Source organism: Chryseobacterium viscerum (assembly GCF_025949665.1).
In the GTDB taxonomy this organism is placed as follows: Bacteria; Bacteroidota; Bacteroidia; order Flavobacteriales; family Weeksellaceae; genus Chryseobacterium; species Chryseobacterium viscerum_A.
This window is the reverse complement of the sequence record NZ_JAPDFT010000001.1, coordinates 52409-78583: the sequence shown is the minus strand read 5'-3', so window position 1 is coordinate 78583 and position 26175 is coordinate 52409. Positions and strand designations below refer to the sequence as shown.

Annotated in this window: 26 protein-coding genes and 1 riboswitch; of the genes, 19 read left to right on the top strand and 7 right to left on the bottom strand. The window is 36.8% G+C overall.

Annotation, left to right across the window (positions count from 1 at the left end):
- Positions 1–150: 150 nt before the first annotated feature.
- The 4 genes from OL225_RS00410 (at position 151) to OL225_RS00395 (ending at position 3940) form a co-directional block, all read left to right on the top strand.
- Positions 151–1395, top strand: coding sequence for a hypothetical protein (locus OL225_RS00410; protein WP_264516910.1), 1245 nt, complete (start codon positions 151–153; stop codon positions 1393–1395).
- Positions 1396–1436: 41 nt separating this feature from the next.
- Positions 1437–1790 (top strand): DUF2200 domain-containing protein, encoded by a 354-nt coding sequence (locus OL225_RS00405; RefSeq protein ID WP_047379188.1) that lies wholly within the window; start codon positions 1437–1439, stop codon positions 1788–1790.
- Positions 1791–1936: 146 nt separating this feature from the next.
- Positions 1937–2062, top strand: a riboswitch (FMN riboswitch).
- Between the two features lie 92 nt (positions 2063–2154).
- Positions 2155–2802, top strand: coding sequence for a 3,4-dihydroxy-2-butanone-4-phosphate synthase (gene ribB / locus OL225_RS00400; protein ID WP_047379189.1), 648 nt, complete (start codon positions 2155–2157; stop codon positions 2800–2802).
- A 139-nt stretch (positions 2803–2941) separates the two neighbouring features.
- Complete coding sequence (locus OL225_RS00395; RefSeq protein ID WP_264516909.1) at positions 2942–3940, top strand: T9SS type A sorting domain-containing protein; 999 nt, start codon at positions 2942–2944, stop codon at positions 3938–3940.
- A gap of 63 nt (positions 3941–4003) precedes the next feature.
- Here the strand turns inward: OL225_RS00395 and OL225_RS00390 are convergent, their stop codons facing one another.
- A complete protein-coding gene (locus tag OL225_RS00390; RefSeq protein WP_264516908.1) occupies positions 4004–6088 on the bottom strand; it encodes an outer membrane beta-barrel protein in 2085 nt (694 codons plus the stop codon).
- Positions 6089–6254: 166 nt separating this feature from the next.
- On the opposite strand from OL225_RS00390, the gene OL225_RS00385 reads away from it, so the two are divergent.
- A complete protein-coding gene (locus OL225_RS00385; RefSeq protein WP_264516907.1) occupies positions 6255–7007 on the top strand; it encodes a DUF3575 domain-containing protein in 753 nt (250 codons plus the stop codon).
- Positions 7008–7110: 103 nt separating this feature from the next.
- The gene (locus OL225_RS00380; RefSeq protein WP_264516906.1) at positions 7111–8403 is read left to right on the top strand and encodes an MFS transporter; all 1293 of its coding nucleotides are present in this window, start codon (positions 7111–7113) and stop codon (positions 8401–8403) included.
- 60 nt (positions 8404–8463) lie between these two features.
- Here OL225_RS00380 and OL225_RS00375 read toward each other — a convergent pair whose 3' ends face one another.
- Positions 8464–8679 (bottom strand): hypothetical protein, encoded by a 216-nt coding sequence (locus OL225_RS00375; protein WP_115958649.1) that lies wholly within the window; start codon positions 8677–8679, stop codon positions 8464–8466.
- A 220-nt stretch (positions 8680–8899) separates the two neighbouring features.
- Between OL225_RS00375 and OL225_RS00370 the strand changes: the two genes are divergently transcribed.
- The 5 genes from OL225_RS00370 to OL225_RS00350 all read left to right on the top strand — a co-directional run bounded on the left by OL225_RS00370 (position 8900) and on the right by OL225_RS00350 (position 12303).
- Positions 8900–9574 (top strand): DUF4919 domain-containing protein, encoded by a 675-nt coding sequence (locus OL225_RS00370; RefSeq protein ID WP_264516905.1) that lies wholly within the window; start codon positions 8900–8902, stop codon positions 9572–9574.
- 213 nt (positions 9575–9787) lie between these two features.
- Positions 9788–10639 carry an alpha/beta fold hydrolase gene (locus tag OL225_RS00365; RefSeq protein ID WP_264516904.1) on the top strand — a complete coding sequence of 284 codons (852 nt, stop codon included), beginning with the start codon at positions 9788–9790 and terminating at the stop codon, positions 10637–10639.
- Positions 10639–11109 carry an RNA polymerase sigma factor gene (locus OL225_RS00360; RefSeq protein WP_264516903.1) on the top strand — a complete coding sequence of 157 codons (471 nt, stop codon included), beginning with the start codon at positions 10639–10641 and terminating at the stop codon, positions 11107–11109. Before OL225_RS00365 ends, OL225_RS00360 begins: the two co-directional genes overlap by 1 nt.
- Positions 11099–11692 carry a hypothetical protein gene (locus OL225_RS00355; RefSeq protein ID WP_047379199.1) on the top strand — a complete coding sequence of 198 codons (594 nt, stop codon included), beginning with the start codon at positions 11099–11101 and terminating at the stop codon, positions 11690–11692. The genes OL225_RS00360 and OL225_RS00355 overlap by 11 nt, the downstream gene beginning before the upstream one ends.
- A complete protein-coding gene (locus tag OL225_RS00350) occupies positions 11689–12303 on the top strand; it encodes a class I SAM-dependent methyltransferase (RefSeq protein ID WP_264516902.1) in 615 nt (204 codons plus the stop codon). Before OL225_RS00355 ends, OL225_RS00350 begins: the two co-directional genes overlap by 4 nt.
- Positions 12304–12371: 68 nt before the next feature.
- Here the strand turns inward: OL225_RS00350 and OL225_RS00345 are convergent, their stop codons facing one another.
- Entirely contained in the window at positions 12372–14129 is a 1758-nt protein-coding gene (locus tag OL225_RS00345; RefSeq protein WP_264516901.1) for an ABC transporter ATP-binding protein, read from the bottom strand.
- A 332-nt stretch (positions 14130–14461) separates the two neighbouring features.
- Positions 14462–15214: a tRNA pseudouridine(38-40) synthase TruA gene (gene truA, locus OL225_RS00340; RefSeq protein WP_264516900.1), complete on the bottom strand. Its 753-nt coding sequence runs from the start codon at positions 15212–15214 to the stop codon at positions 14462–14464.
- Between the two features lie 88 nt (positions 15215–15302).
- Here truA and lpxK point away from each other — a divergent pair, with 88 nt between their 5' ends.
- The 6 genes from lpxK to OL225_RS00310 all read left to right on the top strand — a co-directional run bounded on the left by lpxK (position 15303) and on the right by OL225_RS00310 (position 21202).
- Positions 15303–16328 (top strand): tetraacyldisaccharide 4'-kinase, encoded by a 1026-nt coding sequence (gene lpxK / locus OL225_RS00335; RefSeq protein WP_047379207.1) that lies wholly within the window; start codon positions 15303–15305, stop codon positions 16326–16328.
- The gene (locus OL225_RS00330) at positions 16312–17127 is read left to right on the top strand and encodes a purine-nucleoside phosphorylase (RefSeq protein WP_264516899.1); all 816 of its coding nucleotides are present in this window, start codon (positions 16312–16314) and stop codon (positions 17125–17127) included. Before lpxK ends, OL225_RS00330 begins: the two co-directional genes overlap by 17 nt.
- Positions 17128–17338: 211 nt before the next feature.
- Positions 17339–17854, top strand: a complete 516-nt coding sequence (locus OL225_RS00325) for a TlpA family protein disulfide reductase (protein WP_047379211.1) — start codon at positions 17339–17341, stop codon at positions 17852–17854.
- A gap of 87 nt (positions 17855–17941) precedes the next feature.
- Positions 17942–18397 carry a GNAT family N-acetyltransferase gene (locus OL225_RS00320; RefSeq protein WP_264516898.1) on the top strand — a complete coding sequence of 152 codons (456 nt, stop codon included), beginning with the start codon at positions 17942–17944 and terminating at the stop codon, positions 18395–18397.
- 190 nt (positions 18398–18587) lie between these two features.
- Positions 18588–19685, top strand: coding sequence for a DNA polymerase IV (gene dinB, locus OL225_RS00315; RefSeq protein ID WP_047379215.1), 1098 nt, complete (start codon positions 18588–18590; stop codon positions 19683–19685).
- Between the two features lie 44 nt (positions 19686–19729).
- The gene (locus OL225_RS00310; protein ID WP_264516897.1) at positions 19730–21202 is read left to right on the top strand and encodes an alpha-amylase; all 1473 of its coding nucleotides are present in this window, start codon (positions 19730–19732) and stop codon (positions 21200–21202) included.
- A gap of 465 nt (positions 21203–21667) precedes the next feature.
- Here OL225_RS00310 and OL225_RS00305 read toward each other — a convergent pair whose 3' ends face one another.
- Together OL225_RS00305 and OL225_RS00300 are read right to left on the bottom strand one after the other, a co-directional pair.
- Positions 21668–23008 (bottom strand): carboxylesterase family protein, encoded by a 1341-nt coding sequence (locus tag OL225_RS00305; protein WP_264516896.1) that lies wholly within the window; start codon positions 23006–23008, stop codon positions 21668–21670.
- A gap of 130 nt (positions 23009–23138) precedes the next feature.
- Positions 23139–24041 (bottom strand): helix-turn-helix domain-containing protein, encoded by a 903-nt coding sequence (locus OL225_RS00300; RefSeq protein ID WP_264516895.1) that lies wholly within the window; start codon positions 24039–24041, stop codon positions 23139–23141.
- 131 nt (positions 24042–24172) lie between these two features.
- Between OL225_RS00300 and OL225_RS00295 the strand changes: the two genes are divergently transcribed.
- Together OL225_RS00295 and OL225_RS00290 are read left to right on the top strand one after the other, a co-directional pair.
- Positions 24173–24577 carry a cupin domain-containing protein gene (locus OL225_RS00295; protein WP_264516894.1) on the top strand — a complete coding sequence of 135 codons (405 nt, stop codon included), beginning with the start codon at positions 24173–24175 and terminating at the stop codon, positions 24575–24577.
- 24 nt (positions 24578–24601) lie between these two features.
- Positions 24602–25657, top strand: coding sequence for an NAD(P)-dependent alcohol dehydrogenase (locus OL225_RS00290; RefSeq protein ID WP_047379223.1), 1056 nt, complete (start codon positions 24602–24604; stop codon positions 25655–25657).
- 53 nt (positions 25658–25710) lie between these two features.
- Here the strand turns inward: OL225_RS00290 and OL225_RS00285 are convergent, their stop codons facing one another.
- Positions 25711–26139 (bottom strand): winged helix-turn-helix transcriptional regulator, encoded by a 429-nt coding sequence (locus tag OL225_RS00285; RefSeq protein ID WP_081995546.1) that lies wholly within the window; start codon positions 26137–26139, stop codon positions 25711–25713.
- Between the last annotated feature and the right edge of the window lie 36 nt (positions 26140–26175).

Below are 26175 nucleotides of genomic sequence, written 5' to 3'. Positions count from 1 at the left end.
TTAAAACTAATTCTTGAGGTTATCCACAAAAATAAACAACTCCAATTACCAGGATTGTTTTTTATCTTATAAGAATCATTAGATTTTTTGTAAGTTAGTTGATAAGGAATACAACCTCATTTTCAATAAAATTTTAAAATAAAAAGTTCAATGTACAACACTACAATCCAAAAAGAATGGTTCTCAGAAGGGGAACGCTATGCAAAAGAAATCAATGAAATGGTTGAGTTTGGTGAAAAAAACGGCTGGGAAAACTGGAAAGGTGAAGAACCTGAAGATAAAAGAGGAAATATAGCCCGCGAAGTTTTTGAACTGCTTAAAACAGCTAACAAGAACAAAGACACAGAAAATTTCAGGGAACATTTCCCTCCTGCCCATGCTCCTATCATTTCTTTAATGGAAAATAAGGCTCAGAATATTGAACATATGCACTTTATCTCTGATGAAAAAATTGTTTTCATGACAGGCACTTCATATGAAAAAAGACAGGCTTATATTCTTGATAAAGATATTACCACAAAACTTGATGAAAACATCCGCGCCATTGGAAAATCCAAACGGGGAAACATTTTTGCCATTGCAGACTCTCATAAAATATCTTTATATAAAGGTTGGAACGGAGACCTCATCAATGAATTTGAACTGGATGAAAACCCAGACTTTGGGATTACTGATATGTATCCTTTCAATGATGGAAACAAAATAGTAATTGTTTCCTCAGACGGAATTTTTCTGGTTTCAAATACTGAAAAAAAACTCATTCATCCCATTAATGAGGACAATGAAGAAGACTGGAGCTCTCAGATTGATATGGAAAATGCATCATTATCCAACGACAATTCTTATATCGTGGTTGGAGATCAGTGCTATGATCACAGAATATTAGATCATGAGGGCAATACAGTAGGATCTATAGGACCTCAATCATCTTACCCACATTTTTGTCTTTTTGCAAAGGATGACAGCCAGCTGATTACAAACTCCTGCCATTTTTATAACGGAATTACCATAGGAATTAATGCTGATCAATATGTAGGAGCTGATATTGAAGCATATACAGAAAGTGAAGATTTTACTTTCATTGATGAGGAGATGAGAGTCTATGAAGGTGTTGCCATAAAAGATAACTACATCCTTGGAGACGCCTACGGTTATATCAAAGCCTTTGATAAAAAGGGAAATCAGCTGTGGAAACACTTCCTGGGTTCTACCATTACAGGAATAGCACTTTCTGATGACGAAGAAACCCTATGGGTAGCTGCACATTCAGGTATTTTACACAAATTAAAACTGGGAAAAGGAAATAGAGATACCCACACCATCGGAAATGGAAAGCATTATGAAGAATTCAGATTACTGGTCTGGAAAGATGAGCCTCAGATCTGGAAGTGGTAATTAAAACTTGCATCTGGACATTAATTAATAACAATAAATTCATGCAGAATACCAAAATTTTCACAACGGCTTTCGCCAGTGTTTATCCCCATTATATTCAAAAAGCAGAAAAGAAGGGTCGTACAAAATCAGAAGTTCATGAAATCATCTGCTGGCTGACAGGTTATGATGAAAAAGGCCTGCAGGAACAGATTGATAAAAGGAATGATTTTATTGCTTTTTTTGATCAGGCTCCTCAAATGAATCCTAATGTCTCATTGATTAAGGGCGTCATTTGTGGATATCGTGTGGAAGAAATAGAGGATGAACTCATGCGAAATATCCGCTATATGGATAAACTGATTGATGAGCTGGCAAAGGGAAAGAAGATGGAGAAAATTTTGAGAACTATATAAAGCTTTTAATAATCCTTTTTAAAGGATATAAATCTGAAAAAATTCTTCCCCATTTCAAAAAACTTCCCGAAATTAGCAGTCTGTGCGTTAAATACTATTCAATGAAATAAAAATTTAAATTACAACATACAGCAAAACTTAGTATAAGTTTTCTTCGGGGCAGGGTGAAATTCCCTACCGGCGGTTACAGTCCGCGACTCCTTTCTTACGAAGGGACTGATCTGGTGAAATTCCGGAACCGACAGTTAAAGTCTGGATGGGAGAAGAAAATGAGATGACCAATAAGATTCCTTATGGACTCTTGTTGCGTTGTATTTCATTTCCATGTACCGAAGACTATTTTAACTTTAAAAAGTAAAATAACATGGAAAAATTATTAGAACAATTCGGAGCAACCTCCAAAGAACGTGTAGAAAAAGCACTTCAAACACTACAAAAGGGAAAAGGTATTCTTCTGGTAGACGATGAAAACCGTGAAAATGAAGGAGATATCATCTTCCCCGCTTCCACTATTACAGAACAGGATATGGCTCTTCTGATCCGCGAATGCAGCGGTATCGTCTGCCTATGTATTTCTGAGGAAAAAAGCCACCACCTCAACCTTCGTCCGATGGTGGAAAACAACAATTCAAAAAATCAGACCGCATTTACCATTTCTATTGAAGCCAGAGAAGGTGTGGAATCAGGTGTTTCTGCAAAAGATCGTGTAACAACGATCAGAACTGCTGTGGCAGCAGGTGCTCAGGCAGAGCATATTGCAAGCCCCGGCCATGTTTTCCCCCTGATTGCCAGAAAAGACGGTGTATTTGAAAGACGCGGCCATACCGAAGGCAGTGTAGATCTTGTAAAAATGGCCAATCTGGGTGATGATGCTGTACTTTGTGAACTGACAAATGAAGACGGTTCTATGGCAAGACTTCCTGAAATTGTAGACTTTGCTATCAAAAAAGGGATGAGCGTCGTGACTATCGAAGACATTTATACTTACCGAAAAATGGTAATGAGCAATTAGACTTAAACATTTTTAACGCACAGAGACGCCTGCTGATATGATCAGCAGGCGTTTTTATTAAAAATTTAATTAAAAACAAATAAAATTATCATTTCAATACTATTTTTTAATTATTTTTAACAAAAAAAAATTCTTGACTATGAAAAAATCTTTACTCCTTTTATTAGGAGCTTCTGCAATGTTTTCTGCGCAGATTACGCTTACAAAAGCAGCCAATGACCCTATTTCTGGAAACGTTGTCAATTACAACCATGTAACGGGAGTCGTAAACAACACCGCAACAGGAGCCAACGCTACATTTTCAAACGGAGGTCTTACAATGGGAGTTTCTTCAGTAACAACTTATTCTACTCCTTCTTCTACTGAAATAGCCACTTTTCCAGGTTCCACTATCAAAATGGTAGATGGGGCAACAACTGTTTATTACAAAGCTTCTGCTACTAAACTGGAAATCACGGGAATTGTAAATCCACAAGCCACTTTAAACTTTAGTGTTGACAATGGTACTTACATTAGTTACCCACTAACTTATGGACCTGCCCAAAATGACACTGCCAAAGGAACTTTCTCTTCGTCTTCTGCCAACGGATTGTTCAGCGGTACAATGTCTGCCATTGCTGATGCATATGGAACCTTAATTATAGGTAATCAAACGTACAGCAATGTTCTTAGAGTAAAATATACACAGAACTTTAATCTATATGCATCTTTTGATGTTATTTATGCTAACCCTATCGGAACTGCTACCAATACAGCCTATGCTTATTACGATGCATCTCACAGATATGCTCTGCTAAATGCTACCAGCGGAAATATCAGTGTTCCATTGTTGAGTATTAACCAGACGGTAGCTACTGCATTGGCTTTAAACGAAACATTTCTGGCAACCAGCAACGCTGTAAAGAAAGAGAATCTCGTTGTTTATCCTAATCCTGCACAGGATTTTATCGGTTTCAAAGGAAATACTGATAATTATTCCAAAGCAAACATCTATAGTCTGGATGGAAAGCTGGTTAAAACATCAGATGTAAAATCCGGAAATATTCAAATCTCAGATCTTCCGCCAGCGTCTTATTTCATAGAGATCAGTGGAAAAAATGCTACAGACACCAAGAATACAAAATTCATCAAGAAATAATAAAAGTAAAATCCCCGCTCCTACAAGTGAGCGGGGATTTCTTATTAACATTCAAAATTGCATTTAAAAAGTAGCTGCAGGAGCTGTTTCGTTATTTAGCTTTCGCTGAATCTCTGTCTTTTTCCCTTTAGAGAAGTCATAGCTCAGTCCTAATACAAACATTGACTTATTATTCATAATCTGAGTATGAACTTTATAATCAACTAAGCTTTCCGGTAAACTTTTCGTTTTGTACTCTGAAGGCATTCCTATCCAGTACATTCCCGTAGAAAACGTCCAGTTTTTGCGTTTATAGCTTACAAAAATATTATTCTGATTTTCGTTCGTGTTCAGGAAAGCACCGCTAAGACTATACACCGGAATATTGAACTGATACTGAATTGAGAAAGATTTATATTCTGAGGAAAGCGAAAAATAATTTCCTAAATAATCATTTTTGATCAAAGCACCTGTACTTGTTCTTACAGTTTCCGAAGTGGGTGTAATTACTGCTTTTACAACAAGTAAATTATTCCCGAAAGGTTTATAGGATCCTGTAAGCTGTACTCCGTACCGCTGTCCGTTTTTCCCGTTTTCATAAGTCAGTGCATAACCTCCCAATATATCATCCTGAACATAATACTGATTGATTACCCTGTTGGTATACCTGTAAAACAAACCTGCATTAAAATCAAAATACTTGTTATTAAAAGAATAGGTCAGGTTGTTAGAAAATACCTGCTGAGATTCTAAAAAGGGATTTCCCCTTTGTACAATATTGGGAGCCAGCTGCACCACATTACTGCTCAAAGCATTACTCCATGGGCTTACCGGATTATAACTTGATGTAAAGCGAAGATTCTGATTGTTTTTAAGTTGATAAGCTAAAATAACTTTCGGAGTAAAAGTCCATTCATCAAAAGTATTCTCTGCGCTTTTGTTATGAATATTCGTAAGACCCGCTCCGATGCGGTAACTGAATTTATCAACCTTTCCAGCAAATTCGGTATAAAAATACTGTTCCAGATAATTGACACTGTATTGAGAATATCCGGCAAGGTTATTCAGATCATTGGAAATAGAAGACCTTGAAATACGATATCCTGATGAAAGTTTTCCTGCTTTAAAATCATGCGTATGGGCAAGTTCTCCTACCAGACTCGTTTGCTTTGCCTTTAAAACCATATCATTATCATATACCGAAAGTCCTGACCCTACAATCCACTCCTTTGCTGTTTCTGAAGTATTGGTAGTATAATGAGAACCTACTACATTAATGCTTAGCTCATCTTTTTCACCAATCTTTTTGGAGTAATAAAGATCCAGCTTGGGAATCACATAATCCGAGCCATTATTTTTAAACATCGCATGTTCGTCCTTCAGATCATCTTCACTAAAGGTACTCTGCCCTACTCCTTTTGAAAATCTGCTGAAAATATCCATATTCAGTTTGGCCTGAAAAGCATAATTATCAGGAACAAGTCTTGTATAGCGTAAAGCAACATTCTGGAAAGTGTACCCGAAATGATCTTTCCTGTTTTCATCAGAACGGTAATGTTTTCCGTTCAGCTGGTAATCATAGATACTGTTTACTCTTCGGTCATCATAATCCCTCAGGTTTAAAGAATATTCTAAACCGAAATTATTTTTCCCTTTGGTATAATTGGCATAAGCAGAACTATTCACAAATCCTGTGTTCAAAGCTGTAGAAACATCAGCACCAAAAACATAACCTGTTTCTGTGGATCTCGTCAGAATATTCACTACAGTATCTGCCCTTGTTGCCCATCTTGCCGGCGGAATATCATAATACTCAACTTTCACTACCTCGCTGGGTGCTACACTTCGGATCTGCATATCTGTAGCTTCAATCCCGTTGATAAGAAATAGTGTAGCTCCTCCTTTCGTACTGGCAATGGTATTCGATACCGGATCCAGCTGTAATTCCGGAAGGGTACGAAGCAGATCTTTAGCATAGCGTGCTCGTTCCAATGCCTCCTTATCAAAAGTATAAACAGCTTTATCTGCAAACTGTTTTTTACGTTGTGATTTTAAAATAACTTCCTGAATATCTTTTGTTGCTGCAACATCGGCTGTATCGTTTTTCTTCTCCTGGGCAAAAGCAAAAACTCCGCAAAGAAAGAATATGGTATAAATAGTTTTTTTCATATCAAAAGATGAATTATACTGTTAGAACAATCAATCCCCGCTGTATATTACATTGACTGTTGTTAACATTAAAGATTTATCAATAATTTTTCTTTAAATTCTTATTATTATGTTAAATACAGCCCGTTTTTTGCTGGTACTTTTTAACATCACAAAATATAAAGTCATGAAAAAAGCATTCATATTAATTCCGAGCTTTCTTTTTTCAGTATTGGGAGCTCAGGAAATTCAAAACAGCTCAGCAGAAAAGATGAATATCATCAAGACCAATGTCACAGCATATGCTTTCAGAAATATTAACCTGTCTTACGAGCGGGTCATCAACCAGTGGCTTTCAGTGAACATCGGTTTCGGAATGATGCCGGAAGGAAAAGTGCCATTCATCAATGCCTTTCTGAAAGATGAAGATGAGAAAAGATTCCAGAATCTTAGAGTAAAAGCCACTAATTTCACCATAGAACCCAGATTTTATATTGGTAAAGGCTATGGAAAAGGATTTTATTTTGCCCCTTATTATCGGTATTCAAGTGTTACATCCAATACTTTTGATTTTTATTATGATTACAATGGTCCTAATGCAATGACCTATCAAATCCCTCTTCGAGGCCAGGGAGATACCAATGGAAACAGCGGAGGTCTGATGGTCGGAGTACAATTCTTTTTAACAAGAAGCCAGAATCTTGTACTGGATTTTTGGATTGCAGGAGCACATTACGGAAGTGGAAAAGGTGATTTTACCATGACCTCAGATTATGTATTGACTCCTGACATGCAGGCACAGCTTAAAAAAGAAATTGAAGACCTTGATATTCCTTTTGTGAAGTATACGGTAGAAACCAATGCCAGTGGTGCCAGAATAAAAGTGGACGGTCCCTGGGCGGGCTTCAGAAGCGGGCTTTCCATTGGATATAGATTTTAAAAAATCACTCTTACCTATTATTCAACCGTTCTTTTTCAGAGCGGTTTATTTTTTTCTGAAATTTGTATCTTGGAAGTCTAAAACTTGTCTGAAATAATACTTTATGAATTCATCCTCTATCACTACCGGACAAAGAATCAAAGCCATCATAGGCGGATCTATCGGAAATCTTGTTGAATGGTATGATTGGTATGCCTACGCAGCCTTTGCCATTTATTTTTCACATTCATTTTTCCCGGATTCTGATCTGAATGCACAGCTGATGAATACGGCAGGAATATTTGCAGTAGGCTTTCTGATGCGCCCTATTGGAGGTTGGATGTTTGGAAGTATTGCAGATAAGGTGGGAAGAAAAAAAGCAATGACACTTTCTGTTCTTCTTATGTCATTCGGATCTTTACTGATTGCCTTTACGCCTACTTACCAGTCCATAGGAATTTTAGCTCCGCTATTACTTTTACTGGCAAGATTACTTCAAGGCTTGAGTGTTGGCGGTGAATATGGAGTTTCAGCTACCTACCTCAGCGAAATGGCTACACAGGACAGAAGAGGATTTTATTCAAGCTTTCAATATGTTACTCTGATTGGCGGGCAGCTGATCGCTTTGGGAATTCAGCTTATTTTACAGAAATTATTGCTGACTGAAGCCCAGCTTGAAGAATGGGGCTGGAGAATTCCCTTTGTGATTGGAGCCATGCTTTCTGTCATTGCATTATATCTCCGTGCCAATCTTCATGAGACAGAAGCTTTTGAGAATAAAAAACAAGTGAATGAAAAGAAAAAAGGAACAGTGAAAGAACTTCTGAAGCATCCAAGGGCACTGCTTACCGTTGTAGGTCTGACTTTAGGAGGAACACTGGCATTTTATACCTATACAACTTACATGCAGAAATTCCTAGTCAATACCGTACATCTTACCAAGGAAGAATCTACATTGGTTTCTTTTATTTCACTCTTTATTTTTGCATGTCTTCAGCCTGTATTCGGAGGATTGTCTGACAAGATCGGAAGAAGACCGCTTCTTTTAAGTTTTGGTATTCTGGGAACTTTATGTACTGTTCCGCTTCTTACAGCATTGAGTTCTACTACTTCAATCTGGGGAGCCTTCTTCCTGATTATGGCTGCATTAATTATTGTAAGCGGCTATACTTCCATTAATGCAGTGGTAAAAGCAGAACTTTTCCCTTCGGAAATCAGGGCACTTGGTGTAGGCCTGCCTTATGCTATTACAGTTGCGGTATTTGGGGGCACTGCAGAATATATTGCGCTTTGGTTCAAAAAGATAGGTTCTGAAGAATACTTTTACTGGTACATTACCGGATGTATTCTTTTTTCCCTGATTGTTTATGCCGGAATGAAAGACACTAAGAAAACTTCCACACTGGATAAAGATTAGTCTCTATAGCGTTATAAAAAACTGAGCGCCGCAGATTCTCTGCGGTGCTCGTTCTATTTTTTAATGATAGGCTTGTTTAAATTTTTCAATCATACTATCCAGATTATGACGCTGGACATAAATACTTTTTACCTCTTCATACCTCGGCGATTTATAGAAAACCTCGTGGAAATCCATACTTCCGTTTCCTACTTTTACAACTTTTTGTACTTCGATATTTAACTTTTTCAATTCGTCTTTGAAGACTTTAAATTCATCTTGGATACTACTGCTCATTAATATTTTTTAGTTTTTTAGTTAAAAATTCCATTTACCCCTTTGAATGTCAGGGGTAACCTCTTAAATTCCGAATAAAGTTAGTAAATTTATCAACACGGAATAACACTTTGACAATATTTTATTGTTTTTTTTACAAACAGTTAGTATTTTTTTATCTTATTAGTGCACATTCCGTATTTTTAAGTGGTCAAAAAATCATAACAACGTTATACAAACCATGAATATTAAAGCATTTTTCTCTTTATTCTTTTTAACACTGCTTACTTTCCTGCATGCACAAAAAATGGAATTTAAAGCACCAGATTATGCTGCAATTCAAAAAAATATTGAGGATAAAAATTCAGAATATTACTATCCGAAGCTTTTAAAAAGATTAAAACAGAACGATACACTTCTTACAAGCAGCCAATACCGTCATCTTTACTTCGGTTATACTTTTCAAAAAGATTATCAACCGTATAAAACAGGGAAGAAAGCTGAAGAAGTGGCCAAATATTATCGCGGGGAAGGTATTTCACAAAAAGATCTTTCCAAAGGGATCCAATTGTTTTTGGATGCTTTGGATGAAAACCCACTTGATCTGCGCGCCATGAATTATCTTGCTTATTTATATCATTTAAATAATGATGATAACACCGCTGAAAAAGTCGCTGGAAATTTCCACGGATTATTAAACGCTATTCTTACTTCAGGTGATGGGTTGAAATGTGAGACCGGCTTTCATGTCATTTCCGTTACTGATGAATATGTCCTTTTAAACAGGTTTCAAATGGAAACAAAATCGCAAAGTCTGAAAGGAAAATGTGATTATCAGGAATTTGAAAAGGACAAATACAAGGTTCCCGGATTTTATTTTGACATCAGCAGATTCTATGGAAGAATATTAGATTAATAATTTCCTGATACATATTCATTATTTCATAACGTTCTATATTCAAAAATAACTGCTGTTAATTTTTATAAAAATAAATTTCATGTGAGTTTGCCCTAAACATAAGGGTTCAGAAGGAGGAGAAATATTTTTTTCAAAAAAAATCAAATCTGGTGTAACATTTTTTCAAGGTTCGTCTCTAAAAGACAAATAAACCTTAAAACTTTAGAAATCATGAAAAAATTTACATTCCTTCTTATCATTATGTTATTTTTTTTAGCAATATGCAATATATTTGGACAGGAAGCAGCTTATCCGTTTGAAGTAAAGAAAACCGGAAAAGGAAATCAGTCCTTACTATTTATTCCCGGGTTTGCCTCTTCAGGAGATGTATGGAACGAAACAGCTGCAAAATTTGAAAAAAACTTCACTTGTTATACGTTAACGATGGCAGGATTTGCCGGAACACAACCACAGGCAGACGCCAGCTTTAAAGATTGGGAAAAAGGAATTGCTGCTTATATAAAGAATAATAAAATAGAAAAACCTATTATCATCGGACACAGCATGGGAGGCGGCCTTGCCCTTGCAATTGCTGCAGATTACCCTGAATTAGTAGGAAAAATCGTCATTGTAGACACATTACCTTGTCTGGCTGCGATGTCTGATCCTGGTTTTACCTCTAAAGAAAATAATGACTGTACCTCTACCATTACTCAACTAACAGCTATGAGTGATGATCAGTTCCGTAAAATGCAGACACAGACTATGCCACGTCTTCTGGCAGATACTTCTATGCAGGAAACGGTGATCAACTGGAGCATGAAATCTGACCGAAAAACATTTGCAAAGATGTATTGTGATTTTTCCAATACCGACCTGAGAGAGAAAATAAAAAATATACAATGTCCTTCTCTTATTCTTTTGGAATCTTTTTTTGCCAATCTGAAACCGACTATTGAAGGCCAATACAAAAATTTAAAAAACACCAATATGCAGTATGCTTCAAAAGGGTTACATTTCATCATGTATGACGACAAAGATTGGTATTTTAATCAGCTTAATAACTTTTTATCTGCGAAATAATGGCTTTTGAAGAGATATACGAACTCTACTGGCAAAGGATATTCCGCCTGTGCATGGGATATGTGAATGATCCCGACCTCGCTCAGGATCTTGCCCAGGAAACATTTATCATTGTATGGCAGCAGCTTCCGAAATTCAGAAATGAATCCAGCATAGGAACATGGATCTTCAGAATTGCCTCTAATAACTGTCTCCGGCAGATTGAAAAGGAAAAGAAATTCACCAAAACAGATCTTCCCATCAATCTGGAAGAGAAAAAACAGGAATCCATGGAGCCTCAGATACAAATGCTTTATCAGTTTATTTCTGAGCTTCCGGAAACAGACAGAATTATTATTTCATTGGAGCAGGAAGAAGTGAAGCAGGCAGAGATAGCTCATATCGTAGGGCTTTCTGAATCCAATATACGGGTAAAAATTCACAGGATAAAGGAAAAATTAACGCAAAAGTTTAGAGAAAATGGATACTAATATTAATTTCAAAAATATATGGAAGCAACAGACTTCCAATAAACCCAACCTGGAAGAGCTTCTTGGTAAGCTGAAAAAATTCAGAAACCAGAATCTGCGTAAGCTGATTGCTGCCAATATTGGATTAATCACCACCTCATTATTGATTATTTATATCTGGTATCGTTTCCAGCCTCAGATGATTACTACAAAAATCGGGATTGTGCTTGTCATTCTGGCCATGGTCATGTTCCTTTTTGCCTACAATAAAATGTTTATGGTTTTTTACAAAATTGATCAGACCCAGTCAAACCATGAATATCTCCAGAGTTTATATGTAGTGAAGAGTAAGCAGAAATTGATGCAGACTACCATCCTCAATCTGTATTTTATCATGCTTTTTCTAGGAATATGCTTTTATATGTATGAGTACACTTCAAGAATGACTCTTGGTTCAGGCATTCTGGCCTATGCCATAACATTTGCATGGATCGCTTTTAATTGGTTTTATTTAAGACCCAAAACAATAAAGAAACAACAGGGAAAACTTGACGAATTAATTAATAAATTTGAAGAGATAAACAATCAATTAAAAGAATCATGAGTTCTTCTGACAATAAAAATCACTGGGAAAATGTATATGAAACCAAAAATCCAGATCAGGTAAGCTGGACCCAGAAAAAACCTCAGACATCACTTGACTTTATCAAATCTTCAGGATTGGGAAAAGATGCCAGCATCATTGATATTGGCGGCGGAGACAGCAACCTTGTTGATTTTCTTCTTGAGGAAGGCTACGGGAATATTACAGTCCTTGATATTTCTACCAACGCTTTGGAAAAAGCACAGAAAAGACTCGGAAATTTAGCCCATAAAGTAAAATGGATTGCCACCGATATTACTGCTTTCCAACCTACGGAAACTTATGACATCTGGCATGACAGAGCTGCTTTTCACTTCCTGACAAGTCCGGAACAGGTTTCAAAATATATTGATATTGCAGAAAAGAATGTGAATAACTTTATAATCCTTGGAACTTTTTCCAAAAACGGACCTACGAAATGCAGCGGATTGGATATTCAGCAGTATGATGAAGAGTCATTATCAGAAAAATTTAAAGGAAGTTTTGAAAAAATAAAATGCCTTACTGAAGATCATATCACTCCTTTTGAAACTGTTCAGAATTTTGTTTTCTGTAGTTTTAAAAAGCATTAATGAATTATATATTAAAATAAAAAAGAGAATCGTAATGACTCTCTTTTTTATTTTAATACCTGAATGGATTATGATTCTTTTTCTTCTTCCATTTCCACTTCATGACGCAGCTGGGCTTTGTAAAGAGTAGCATAATATCCGTTCTTATCCAAAAGCTCAAGATGCTTCCCTTCTTCTACAATTTTACCATGCTCCATCACAATGATCTTATCTGCTTTTTCAATCGTTGAAAGTCTGTGGGCAATAATAATGGATGTTCTGTTTTTGGTAATTTTTTCTGTTGCTCTCTGAATAAGCTTTTCACTTTCGTGATCTATAGAAGATGTGGCTTCATCCAGAATCAAAATTTTCGGATCTGATAAATAGGCTCTCAGGAAAGACAGCAATTGTCTCTGCCCTAAAGATATTGACGAACCTCTTTCACTCACCACATAATCATATCCGCCAGGAAGCTGCTGAATAAACTGGTCTACCTCAATTTCTCTGGCACCTGCTTTTATTTTATCCAAAGTTATGGTATCATCTCCAAAGGAAAGATTTTCAAAAATACTTCCATGGAAAAGGAAAACATCCTGTAAAACGACTCCTATGTGGCTTCTCAGGTTATAAAGCTCATAGTCTTTTAAATCCACATCATCAATCAGAATATTTCCGGAGTTGATATCATACAATCTTGTGATCAGACTAATAATGGTAGACTTTCCGGCACCCGTTGCTCCTACAATGGCTACTGTTTCTCCCGGGTTTACTTTAAAATCAATTCCTTTCAGAACTTCCTGCTTTTCGTCATAAGCAAAATGTACTTTCTGGAATTCAATTTTTCCGGCAAAGTGATCTTTCTTTACCGTTCCGTTATTCGGCATTGCATTTTCTTCATCCATTAATCCCAGCACTCTTTCTGCTCCTACAATTCCTCGCTGAATATTATTGAAACGGTCGGCAATCTGTCTCAAAGGACGGATCAGCATTGAAATATACTGGATAAAGGCAATCACAACCCCCGCACTGATCGTAATATATCCTCCATAGAAAAGGATAAATCCTATGAATAATGAAGAGATAAGTTCCACTACGGGAAAGAACAGCGAGAAAATAAATACGGTTCTCAGTAATGCTCCCTTTAATGTAATATTAATATCATCAAATTTCTTAAATTCAGATTCCTGTCTGTTGAATACCTGAATAATAGACATTCCTGCCAGTCTCTCCTGAACAAAAGAATTCTGATTGGCTGTCCAGTTTCTTTCATCTCCAAAAGCTTTTTTCAGTCTTTTCTGGAAGAATCTCGTGATCATCACCATTAAAGGTAAAATAGCCAGCGTAATATAACTCAGATGAACATTAGTACTGAACATCATAATCAGTACAAACAGAATTCTCAGTATATCTCCGAAAACCATCAGGAAACCGTCTGTATATACTGTAGCAATTGTTTCCACATCTCCTACGGCACGCGTCACCAGCTGTCCGATTGGAGTTTTATCAAAAAATGAAGTCTTGAAATAGATCAGTTTAGCATATAAACGCTCTCTGATATCCCTGATCACATTCTGCGAGATGAAATTTGAAAAATAAACTAAAAAAAAGTTTAAAACTGTTTCTGCAAACACCAACCCCACAAGAATGTAGATGTGTTTCATCATCAAAGCTTTATCATGCAGCTTTGTAATATCATTATCCACCACCTGCATAGTAAGATACGGCCTGTAAGTAGAAACAATGGAAAGGAATATAGAAATTATAAGCGTAAGGATGAACCATGAACGGAACTTCATTCCGATAAAGAACAGCCTTTTTATAATCTCCCAGGTATCTTGTTTTTTCATTGTACGAATCGAAAGAAAGAATTAAAATAAAAATTCTATGCAAAAATAAGACTTTATAACCGGACTGCCTTTACAACTTTTGCAAATCGTCATAGAAAATTTCAGATACCTGTTATTTACAGAATGAATATCCTTAATCTCCCGACAAGCTGATTTTTTGGCTATTAAGCCCTATTTCATTCTTTATAAAAACAGCCTGCTTGTGATTTTCCGAGGTCTCTGGAAATCACAAGCAGCTTGTGGAAAATCTTCAGAGTCTTCCAGAGATTCATTGTAACCAAAGACATTTTTTGGCTATCACAAATGAATTGATAACAGACTATATCTTAGTATTAAAATTCATATCCCACATCCACCAGATACAATCCGTGCCCTGGAGCTGAAGTTCCGGCAGCGTTTCGGTTTTTATCTTCAATCACTGTACGAAGATCTTCCGGGTTCAGTTTTCCGGTTCCTATTTCTACCATTGTTCCAACGATAGCACGAACCATATTTCTAAGAAAACGGTTGGCTGAAACTGTAAATTTCAGTTCAGATCCGTTTTGCTCCCACTCCGCTTTATACATTTTGCAGATATTGGTCTTGTTGTCGGTTTTTAATTTGGCGAAACTGGTAAAATCTTCATATTCAAAAAGAATTTTGCAAGCTTCATTCATGGCATCAATATCCAGACCTCTTTTCCAGTGCTGCCATGCAGATTCCTGTGTGAATGGATTTTTTTCCAGTGAGATATAATATTCGTAGGTTCTGTACGTAGCATCAAAACGGGCATGAAAATCATCTTTTACCGGAAAGATCCTTTTAATAGAAACATCAGGTGGAAGAAAACTGTTCAGCCTGCGCGTAAGCTGATCATCCAACTCTTTTTCTGTGTCAAAATGAGCAAATATTTTTTTAGCGTGAACCCCTGTATCAGTTCTTCCTGCTCCTGTAGTTTTAATCTCTTCCCTTAAAATAGTGGAAAGTGCTTTTTCCAGTTCTTCCTGCACAGAAATGGCATCCGGCTGTATCTGGTAGCCGAAATAGTTCTTTCCGTTGTAAGAAAATTCAATAAAGTATCTCAATGTATTGTAATAACTCCACAAAAATACTTTAATTTAACGAAATATTTGTTGAAAAGTCTTTGAGAATATTACGTCAAATGCTTATGAAAATTCCTATTTTTGCAATCGTATGAAAAGATGGTACCTTTATCCTTTTTCCCTTGGTTATCATTTGGTAACGGGTATCCGAAACACAATGTATGATCTGGGAATTTTTAAGTCGACAAAATTCAAAACTCCGATAATCAATGTCGGAAATCTTTCTGTGGGCGGAAGCGGAAAATCACCCATGGTGATGTATCTGGCTCAATATCTATCCAAACATTACAGAACCGGTGTTCTTTCACGAGGCTATGGAAGGCTGACAAAAGGCTACGAAGTAACCAATTATGAAAGCAACTACAAAATGGTAGGTGATGAAGCGATGCAGCTTTTTGAGCGTTTTAAAAACCGTTTCGTCATTGCTGTTTCAGAAGAACGTGTGCCCGGAGCCAAAAAAGTAATTGAAGATATGGACCTTGAAGTTCTGGTATTGGATGACGCCATGCAGCACAGAGCGATCAAGCCTGGATTCAATATTCTGATGACCGACTTTAATGATCCTTTTTTCAAAGACTACCTTCTTCCGGCCGGAGATCTGAGAGAATCAAGATCCGGATACAAAAGAGCAGACATTATTATGGTCAGCAAATGTCCTGACGAACTTACTGAGGAAACAAAAAGGTATTATATCTCAAGAATAAGACCTTCATACGGACAGAAAGTTTTCTTTTCATCCATTGGTTATGACGAGAATGTATACGGAAAAGAGAAAATGCTTCCGGATAACAACCTGAATTATTATGATATTTTACTGATCACCGGAATTGCTAATCCCAAACCACTTCTGGAACATCTGGCAAAATTCTCAAAAAGGGTGAAACATTTAAAGTTCAGAGACCATCATAATTTCACGGATGATGATATTAAAAAAATCCTTGCCGAGTATAAAAAATTAGGGGAATATAAGCTGATATTAACCACAGAGAAAGACTATGTACGTCTGAAAACTTTTGACTATCTTAGAGAAATTGTTTACTACTGGCCTATCAATGTACTTATTGATAAGAAAGAAGAATTCAATCAAATCATCTTAGATTATGTTAGAAAAAATTAAAGAGACTGCTGATTTTATTAAAAATATCATTCAGGAAACACCTGATTTTGCGGTTGTTTTAGGATCCGGACTTGGAAAACTACAGGATGAAGTAGAACCGATCCATGTTTTAGAGTACAAAGACATTCCTCATTTTCCACAGACTACAGTAGCCGGCCACACCGGAAAACTGATTTACGGAATACTTGAGGGGAAAAAAGTTCTGATGATGAGCGGACGTTTCCATTATTACGAAGGGCATTCAATGGAAACCGTAACTTTCCCAATAAGAGTTTTTTATCTGCTGGGCATTCAAAAACTTATTCTTTCCAATGCCTGCGGTGGTGTAAACCCTGCTTACAGCGTGGCAGATATTGTTATCCTGAAAGATCACATCAACATGATGCCCGAGCATCCTTTACGCGGAAAAAATATTGATGAGTTTGGACCCCGTTTTGTGGATATGAGTGAACCTTACAACAAAAAAATGATTGCCACAGCAGAACAGATTGCATCAGGTCATCATATCAAGATCCATCAGGGAGTGTATGTGGCATTACAAGGCCCAACTTTTGAAACTCCGGCTGAATATGGCATGATCAAAGCCATCGGCGGTGATATGGTAGGAATGAGCACCGTTCCGGAAGTGATTGTAGCCAGACATATGGGAATGGATGTCTTTGGTATTTCGGTCATCACAGACCTTGGCGGACCAGATATTGCTTTGGCCGTTTCTCACGAAGAAGTTTTAAATGCTGCCAATAAAGCAATGCCGAATGTAATTACCGTTGTGAAAGGCTTGGTTAAAAACTACCAATAATAAATCGTCCGGAATTACAACTGAAGACTTAAATATTCCCCTCCTTCGGAGAGGTGTCAAAAATTCTATTGAATTTTTGACGGGGTGGTTAAGCATATTTTCACTCAATTCCCATAGAAACCATCAATATTATAAATTTTTCCTAATTCAGCTGAAATCAATCTCAGATTGCAATTCATTGTTTAGATTTGTACAAATGAAATTGTACGAGATGAGAAAGTTGATATTAATTTTTATGATGGGGATTTTTGGAATAAGCTATTCACAAAAAGTTCCTGCTGTTCTTAAAACAGGGTTTTCAAAAGAAGCTTTGCAACAGAAACTTGAAGATGAAGAAGGAAAAGCCATTACAGTCCAGCAGATTCTTGATCAGCATAAAGGAAAAGTCTTAGTGATTGATTTTTGGGCCGGATGGTGTAGAGATTGTCTGAAGGCACTTCCAAAAGCTAAAGAATTAGAAGAAAATAATAAAAATATTGATTTTGTATTTTTATCATTAGACCGTTCAAAAGAAGGATTTGAAAAAAGCCTTGAAAGATTTGACATGAAAGACAAAGAAAATTATTGGTTTTCTACTGGCTGGAAAAATGATTTTAATAATTATGTGGATCTTAACTGGATTCCAAGATATATGGTGATTGATCAGAAATCTTCAATTGCAAAATATTACGCGATATCCCCTGAAGATCCTGAACTTCAACAAACCATAGATAAACTCTTAAAATAATATTCATTTATTTTTAAAAAAAACATAAAAAACTCATTGACAACCATCGGCTTTCAATGAGTTTTAAAATTTTAGATAGATAACACCATGATCACAAGAGAAGCCACAGAACAGGATTTAGAAATCCTTTTAGAATTTGAACAGGGAGTTGTTACTGCAGAAAGACCTTTCAACAGTACACTTATTGAAGGAGAGATTCATTATTATGATTTAAAACATTTAATACAATCTCCGGAAGCAACCGTAATTGTTGCCGAAGAAAATAATGAAATTGTTGCATCAGGATATGCTCTGATCAAAAAAGCAGCAAAAGATTATTATCAGTTTAAAGAATATGCCTATCTCGGTTTTATGTATGTAAAGCCGGAACATAGAGGAAAAGGAATCAATAAAGTGATTACCGATGAACTTATTTCCTGGTCCACATCAAGAGGAATCAGTGAGGTAAGACTTGATGTGTATGCTCAAAATGAATCTGCTATAAAAGCTTACGAAAAAGCTGGTTTTGAACCTCATCTTCTCACCATGAGACTGAAATCGTAAGAGGTTGGAAGCAGGAAAATCGAAGGTGGAAGTAATTTTAGTACGTTGAAAATCTGTTATTTTTTCTAAACTAATTTTCAATAAACAGGTCATAAATTTCCATATCTTTCTCATTAACTTCCACACTCCAGCGTCACACTTCCTTTCTATAAAAAATTTACCATAAATAAAGGAATCCATATCTTTGTATATGGATTTTTCTTTGCCACTTCGTAAAATTATTCATGTTGATATGGACGCATTCTATGCTTCTGTGGAGCAGCATGATAATCCTACATTGAAAGGGAAGCCTATTGCAGTTGGAGGGCAGCATCGAGGCGTCGTTGCCGCAGCAAGCTATGAAGCCAGAAAATATGGAGTACGCTCTGCAATGCCCAGCAAGACCGCAAAAGAAAAATGCCCACATCTTATTTTTGTTCCTCCCCGATTTGCCAGATATAAAGAGATCTCCAAAAAAATCCGGGAGATTTTCTATGAATATACTGATCTGGTAGAACCCCTGTCTCTGGATGAAGCTTATCTGGATGTCACCGAAAATAAAAAAGGAATGGAATCTGCCAACCTGATTGCCAAAGAAATCCGTCAGAAAATCTTTGAACAGACGGGACTGACGGCATCTGCAGGAATTTCAGTCAATAAATTTTTAGCTAAAGTAGCTTCAGACATCAATAAACCGAATGGCCAGAAAACAATTCATCCTGATAAAATGGAGCATTTCCTGGAAGAACTGCCTGTAGAAAAATTTTACGGGGTTGGAAAAGTTACAGCCAACAAAATGTTTAGTTTAGGAATTTATAAAGGAAAAGATTTAAAGAAGAGATCACTTGAAGATCTGGTAAGGCTTTTCGGAAAGTCCGGGAAACATTATTACAATGTAGTACGCGGTATTCATACTTCTGAAGTAAAACCTCATCGGATCCAGAAAAGTGTGGCCGTGGAAAGAACTTTTTTTGAAGATCTTTTGGACGAACAGCAGATCAATGAAAAGCTGGAAAGTCTTGCTCAGGAAATCCATCAAAGATTACAGAAAAATAATATTCTCGGAAGAACTTTAACATTAAAGATAAAATATAAAGATTTCTCTCTTTTCACAAGAAGCATAACAAGAGAAGATTATTTCTCGTCACCGGAACAGTATTATAACACTGGGAAAAAACTCTGGGATCTCCGTCCTTTTGATAAAGCTGTACGCCTGCTCGGATTATCTCTCTCCCAACTGAATACTGAAGAAAAAAAACAGGTTTCCGTTCAACTAAAAATCCCGTTTGAGGAATTTGAAAATGAGTAGGTCATATTTTTTCGCTACCTTGTATCTACCAAATCAGCAAATCTATGAACCCAACCATGATTCAGTTTTTCCACTGGTACTCTGAAGGCGACGGAAAATTGTGGAAAGAAGCCGAAAAACAGGCCGGATACTTAGCAAAACTTGGAATCACTTCTGTATGGTTTCCTCCAGCCTATAAAGGAACAAATGGCGGTTATTCTACCGGATATGACGCTTATGATCTCTATGACCTTGGAGAATTTGACCAAAAGGGTACCATTGCTACAAAATACGGTACTAAAAATGATTATACAAAAGCCATTAAAGCCTTAAAGAAACAAAATATACAAGTGATTGTAGATATTGTCCTGGGACATAAAGCAGGAGGTGATGAGCTGGAAAAATTCAAAGTGGTAAAAGTAGATGAAGAGAACAGGGAGAAAATTATCTCCGACGTCATTGAAATTGAATCTTATACCAAATTTACCTTTCCAGGAAGAGGAAAAAAATATTCTGATTTTGAATGGAACTTCACCTGCTTCAGCGGTGTAGATTACGCGGAAGGTATGGAATCCCATATTTATAAAATACAGTCTGAATATGGAAATGACTGGGAAGAAATGATTGATGATGAAAAAGGAAATTATGATTACCTGATGTATAATGACATTGAACACCGAAATCCTTTTGTACGGGAAGAGCTCAATAATTGGGCAAAATGGTATTTTGATCAGACAGATTTCGATGGCGTGAGACTGGATGCTTTAAAACATATTTCTTTTGATTTTTATAAAGAATGGCTTACGCTGCTCCGTTCCAATTCCGGAAAAAATATTTTCGCTGTAGGAGAATACTGGGCTCCCGGATATCTTCATCTTCTCCAAAAATATATTGAAGTAACGGATGGATGTATGAGTCTTTTTGACAGTTCGTTACAGAATAATTTCCATACGGCTTCCAGGGAAGGTGGTTCTTATGATCTCAGGAGAATTTTTGATGAAACTCTTACTCAGGCAGATCCGATGCATTCTGTAAGTTTGGTAGCCAATCATGATACACAGCCTTTACAGGATCTTGAAGCTCCTGTAGACCCATGGTTCAAACCTCTTGCCTATGCATTTATCTTATTAAGAAAAGACGGCTATCCATGCATCTTCTATCCAGATCTCTATGGAGCTCATTATGTGGATAAGGATAGAGAAGGTAATGATCAGGAGATATTTATGCCCAAAGTAGACGGTATTGAAGAGCTGTTAAAAGCAAGGAAAGATTATGCTTACGGTGACCAGCAAGATTATTTTGAGGATGCCAATTGCCTTGGTTGGGTTCGCACTGGTGATGATGAACATCCAGGATGTGCAACTGTTCTGAGTAATAAAGATTCTTACAACAAGCCTATGGAAATGGGAATGTTGTATTCCGGAAAAAAATTCAAAGATCTGTTGAAACGATTCAAAGACAAAGTAACGATTGATGAAAACGGATGGGGAAATTTCCCAGTTCCGGCAGGAAATGTAAGTGTCTGGATTCCTGAATAAGAGCCTTGTCAAGGGTTAAAACCTTGACAAGGCTTGCTTTCATTAGAAAATCAGCAATAAATGTAACGGCAATTCCAAACATCTATGGCCCATTCGCAACATTGCCCGTCTTCGGTGGAAGTACAGCATACTTTACCCCAATTTAAATCTCCGGCCTTTAAACTCTTCAGTTCCTCACGTTTAAGTTTTTTTACTTTGAAATCTTTGTTTGTTTTCATAATTATTATTTTTTATGGTTCAATAATTAAATTTACATCAAAAATTACAATTATGAATAAACATTCAACAGCAATCACCTGATTCTGTATACATAATTCACACAAAAAACATATAACTGTTGAAAATATGGCTAACCACTCCGTCAAAAATTCTTTGAATTTTCGCTGCACCTCCAAGGGAAGGGAATGTTTATCTTCGGCTGGAATATTTGTTAAGATGATTGGTTTTTATAATTTTAGTATGTAACTATATCTTTCGGAGTTCCAGGATCTCCGGTCTTTCGGAGGCATCAGATATTTTTCCGGTTCTGGCAAATTCTGCCCAAAGTGCCCGCAGTTTTTTACCGTTCTCATGAATACGGCTCCAGGGAATATCTTTCAGCAGTTCGGAAGATTTCCACGCTGATTCATTCCCAAAAATCAAAGGAAGATCAATACAATGTGGTGCTCCGATGTGATTGTCTTTCAATTTTGAATGAATTCTGAAGAGATAGACATTTCCACCGGATTCAGCCAAAGTCTGAGCAAATTGTTTTGCCGGATTTCCATAGATAAGTGCTGTAGTTTTTTCAACCGCTTTATCTATGAGTTTTAAACCAAATCCTTTTCCGAAATATTTATTTAAAGCCTCGGAAGTCTTGAGATAAAAGGCAGTTTCATCATTATTTAAACCAATGATCACATCAAATTTCTGAGCATTCTTTTTCCACATCTCCACCGACTCTTCTTCTTTACACAGAGGAAAATATCCGTATTGTGTACCAAAGGGCATTGCAGCTTTCAAACCGTATTTTATTACAGAGGGTACAAATATTTTGTAGTCCTCCATCATTTTTAAAACGTCAGTTTCATCTTTCAATACTTCTGTTTTTTTAAGAAATTCTGCAGACATTTTCTGTCTTTTATGGCGTAATCCCAGAGGAGCACTCTGGATGATCACACGCTGAAATAAATCCTCCACCCCTTCTGAAATCATTAGGTGAGCAATAGCATCTCCTCCTGAAGACTGCCCGAGAAGGGTAATATTGTTTTCATCACCACTAAACTCTGCAATATTGGCTTTTATCCACCTCAATGCTTCGATCATATCCAAAAGTCCAAGATTAGCAGGTCTTGTTTCATCTCCACCTAGAAAACCGAACAATCCCAGACGATACGAGACGGCAACTACGATGATATGTTGTTCTTTCACCCATTCGGCAGGATTGGCAGTAGCAAGATCACCACAGCCTATTTCATGAGATCCTCCATGAATCCAGACTACAACAGGAAGCTTTTCATTTTCAGAAACTGTTTCAGGGCGGGTTATGGAGAGATACTGGGTAGATTCATCTGCTTCAAAGCTTTCAACGGAGGTTGCTCCAATCATTTTTTCCACAAGCGGACTTAAAGCCTGTGGACAGACTGGTGTTTTTTCCGGGGAAATAATTACAGAAGATAAAGAAGCTTCTATGGCAACGGGTTCTTTAAATCTTTCAGAATGAGCATATCGGATACTTCTGGCTCTGATAATCCCCTCTTCTTTTAATGCTAAAATTTTCCCGAACCTGGTCTCAAAAATAGTGGTATTCTGCTGATTAGGTGTCATTTTTAAAACTGTGAACTTTTCTTTCTAAATTTAATTATTTAAACACAAATCTCACAAATGATAGCACAAATATTCACTAACTATCATTGTGTTGTTTGTGAAAAAGATTAGTGTTCTTCGTGTTGAAAACTTAGTTCAGGATTTTGTATTCACTTGGAGAAATGCCTACTTTTGTTTTGAACAATCTTGTAAAATGCTGTGGATATTTGAACCCTAAATCATAGGAAATTTCACTGATTGTTTTTGCCTGATCCAGGATTTGTTCTTTAGCGATATCAATAAGTTTGTTATGGATAAATTCCTGAGCGGAAATACCCAGTTCTTTTTTTATCAGATCTCCAAAATAATTGGCGGACAGGTTCAGCTTCTCTGCAAAATAGTTTACCATTGGAAAACCAATATTCTTAGGATTTTCAGATTTTAAATAATCATCAACCAGATTTTCAAATTTTCCAATCACCCCCTGATTGATGTGATCTCTCGTAATAAACTGGCGGTCATAAAAACGCATACAGTAATTCAGGAATAGTTCAATATTATTAACGATTAAAGATTTGCTGTGTTTATCAATAGCCTGTTCCAGTTCAAGCTTAATATTTTTAAAGCAATCCAACACTACTTCTCTTTCTTTTTCAGAGAGGTGTAGGGCTTCATGTACGTCATAAGAGAAAAATGAATAGTCTTTCATGTTCTTCCCTAGGTTGGTTCCTTTTATTAAATCCGGATGAAAAATTAGGGCAAAACCTGCAGGCTGAACAAATCTGTCTTTATTATAAATTCCATATGTTTGCCCGGGTGCAATAAAAACCAAAGTTCCTTCCTGATAATCATAGCTGTGTTTCCCATATTGCATATCTCCACACATTACATCCTTCAGGAAAACGGTATAAAAACCGAATTTTCTTTTATACTGGCATATAGGATCGGATTTGGAAAAATCAATCACACTTACCAGCGGATGCAGCGTTTCATGATTCGCCATTTTATTGTATTCCGAGACCGTATTATAGATTTCAACCTCCTGATTGTCCATGAAGTATATTTTTATTTCTATTCAAAATTACCACTTTCATTTGTAACTGAAATAGTGTCTGTAAAATTGGTAAGTAATTCGGTAATCTGTATAAGTCTGATTTATGAGAAAGTGTCGACTTTTGTACCGTTATGGAAACTTTTAATACAACCATTTTTCCAAAAGGGGAAAAAGCTTCTTCAGATTATTTCTCCGGAGGAACAGCGTGGGTTTATATTCTGAAACCCAATGAGGATAGCCTGAACTGTCAGATTGGAAATGTCATTTTCGAGCCAGGATGCAGAAATAACTGGCATTCTCATGGAGGCGGACAGATATTAATCGTAACTTCAGGAACAGGATACTATCAGGAAAAAGATAAACCTGTACAGATTTTAAACCCAGGAGATGTTGTTAACATTCCTCCTGATATTATCCACTGGCATGGAGCTGCTCCGAACAGTGGGTTTACCCATATTGCCATTAATCCTAATACTCAAAACGGGATTGTAGAATGGCTGGAGCCTGTAACGGATGAAGAGTATAATAATTTATAAACCTAAATAAACTAAATATAAAAAATGAGTACAATCACAGTAAAAGCTTATGGTGCAGAGTCTACCACAGCAGATCTGAAAGAAATGAATATTGAAAGAAGAGAGGTAACCACAAAGGACGTAGAGATTGAAATCCTATACTGCGGGGTATGCCACTCTGACCTTCATACAGCAAGAAACGACTGGGGCGGATCTTTGTATCCTGTAGTTCCGGGACATGAAATTGTAGGAAGAATTACCAATGTAGGAAGTGAGGTTTCCAAATTTAAAGTAGGCGATCTTGCTGCAGTAGGATGTATGGTAGATTCTTGCGGACATTGCGACAGTTGTAAGCACGATTTGGAACAATATTGCCAAAACGGATTTACAGGAACTTATAACGGGAAAGATAAGCATCTTGGAGGCCACACTTTTGGAGGATATTCTCAAAAAGTAGTTGTTGATGAGCATTTCGTTCTAAGTGTTCCTGAAAATTTAGATCTGGCAGCAGTAGCACCACTTCTATGTGCAGGAATTACTACATGGTCACCACTAAGACACTGGAACGCAGGTCCGGGTTCAAAAGTGGCCGTTGTAGGATTAGGTGGATTGGGTCACATGGCTATTAAACTGGCAAAAGGACTGGGAGCTGAAGTTACTTTATTCTCAAGAACTCCGGGTAAGACTGATGATGCAAAGCAACTTGGAGCTGATCATGTAGTGATCTCTACAGATGATTCACAGATGGATGCTGTAAAAGGTAAATTTGATCTTATCATTGATACGGTACCTTATGAACATGACATCAATCCTTATATGCAAACTCTTTCTTTGAACGGAACTTTAGTTCTTGTAGGATTTGTAGGTGAATTCCAGGAAACTGAAGTAAGTACAAGACCTATGATCTTCCAACGTCGTTCTGTAGCAGGTTCTTTGATCGGAGGTATTGCAGAGACACAGGAATTGTTAGATTTCTGTGGAAAACATAATATTGTTTCTGATATTGAGCTGATTAAAATGCAGGATATTAACAACGCGTATGAAAGAATGCTGAAAAGTGATGTAAAATACCGTTTCGTCATTGATATGCAATCTTTGTAACTCTTCTATACAATATTAACAGAAACAGGCGCTTCAGATTGAAGCGCCTGTTTTTATTTTTTTAGATTTTGGCTAAAAGCATTCTGATCCTGATTCAACATATATCGGTTTCCTTCAGCACATTTGTTATCATTTCTTTCCATATCCTGAAAAGCCCATGCAGCCATGGCATCAATAACAGGAGCCAATTCATTACCTGCATCACTCAACCTATAGGTCACATGAGGAGGTATTACAGGTTTTGCTGTTCTGATAATCAATCCATCTGTTTCCAACTGTTTCAGATGCTGGATCAGCATTTTTTCTGTTACGGCAGGAATTGCTTTTTTCAGTTCGCTGTATCTTTTTTCGCCTGTGGAAAGATTAAACAGGATAATAGGTTTCCAGAATCCGCCAATTCTTTCCATAACATACATTACGGGACAATCCTGTACTGTTTTCTTATTCTCCTGAATGGTTGAACTTTCTTTGATCGCTGTCATATCTACATACTTTAGGGTAAGTACTTGTATAAAAGT

Coding starts and splice junctions, on each gene's coding strand:
- OL225_RS00375 (WP_115958649.1), bottom strand. CDS start 8,679: ATGAGCAGTAGTATCCAAGATGAATTTAAAGTCTTCAAAGACGAATTG.
- OL225_RS00330 (WP_264516899.1), top strand. CDS start 16,312: ATGTTAGAAAAAATTAAAGAGACTGCTGATTTTATTAAAAATATCATT.
- OL225_RS00310 (WP_264516897.1), top strand. CDS start 19,730: ATGAACCCAACCATGATTCAGTTTTTCCACTGGTACTCTGAAGGCGAC.
- OL225_RS00290 (WP_047379223.1), top strand. CDS start 24,602: ATGAGTACAATCACAGTAAAAGCTTATGGTGCAGAGTCTACCACAGCA.
- OL225_RS00380 (WP_264516906.1), top strand. CDS start 7,111: ATGAATTCATCCTCTATCACTACCGGACAAAGAATCAAAGCCATCATA.
- OL225_RS00300 (WP_264516895.1), bottom strand. CDS start 24,041: ATGGACAATCAGGAGGTTGAAATCTATAATACGGTCTCGGAATACAAT.
- OL225_RS00355 (WP_047379199.1), top strand. CDS start 11,099: ATGGATACTAATATTAATTTCAAAAATATATGGAAGCAACAGACTTCC.
- OL225_RS00285 (WP_081995546.1), bottom strand. CDS start 26,139: ATGACAGCGATCAAAGAAAGTTCAACCATTCAGGAGAATAAGAAAACA.
- ribB (WP_047379189.1), top strand. CDS start 2,155: ATGGAAAAATTATTAGAACAATTCGGAGCAACCTCCAAAGAACGTGTA.
- OL225_RS00370 (WP_264516905.1), top strand. CDS start 8,900: ATGAATATTAAAGCATTTTTCTCTTTATTCTTTTTAACACTGCTTACT.
- OL225_RS00405 (WP_047379188.1), top strand. CDS start 1,437: ATGCAGAATACCAAAATTTTCACAACGGCTTTCGCCAGTGTTTATCCC.
- OL225_RS00350 (WP_264516902.1), top strand. CDS start 11,689: ATGAGTTCTTCTGACAATAAAAATCACTGGGAAAATGTATATGAAACC.
- OL225_RS00385 (WP_264516907.1), top strand. CDS start 6,255: ATGAAAAAAGCATTCATATTAATTCCGAGCTTTCTTTTTTCAGTATTG.
- OL225_RS00360 (WP_264516903.1), top strand. CDS start 10,639: ATGGCTTTTGAAGAGATATACGAACTCTACTGGCAAAGGATATTCCGC.
- OL225_RS00390 (WP_264516908.1), bottom strand. CDS start 6,088: ATGAAAAAAACTATTTATACCATATTCTTTCTTTGCGGAGTTTTTGCT.
- OL225_RS00345 (WP_264516901.1), bottom strand. CDS start 14,129: ATGAAAAAACAAGATACCTGGGAGATTATAAAAAGGCTGTTCTTTATC.
- OL225_RS00365 (WP_264516904.1), top strand. CDS start 9,788: ATGAAAAAATTTACATTCCTTCTTATCATTATGTTATTTTTTTTAGCA.
- dinB (WP_047379215.1), top strand. CDS start 18,588: ATGGATTTTTCTTTGCCACTTCGTAAAATTATTCATGTTGATATGGAC.
- OL225_RS00305 (WP_264516896.1), bottom strand. CDS start 23,008: ATGACACCTAATCAGCAGAATACCACTATTTTTGAGACCAGGTTCGGG.
- OL225_RS00410 (WP_264516910.1), top strand. CDS start 151: ATGTACAACACTACAATCCAAAAAGAATGGTTCTCAGAAGGGGAACGC.
- lpxK (WP_047379207.1), top strand. CDS start 15,303: ATGAAAAGATGGTACCTTTATCCTTTTTCCCTTGGTTATCATTTGGTA.
- OL225_RS00325 (WP_047379211.1), top strand. CDS start 17,339: ATGAGAAAGTTGATATTAATTTTTATGATGGGGATTTTTGGAATAAGC.
- OL225_RS00295 (WP_264516894.1), top strand. CDS start 24,173: ATGGAAACTTTTAATACAACCATTTTTCCAAAAGGGGAAAAAGCTTCT.
- OL225_RS00320 (WP_264516898.1), top strand. CDS start 17,942: ATGATCACAAGAGAAGCCACAGAACAGGATTTAGAAATCCTTTTAGAA.
- OL225_RS00395 (WP_264516909.1), top strand. CDS start 2,942: ATGAAAAAATCTTTACTCCTTTTATTAGGAGCTTCTGCAATGTTTTCT.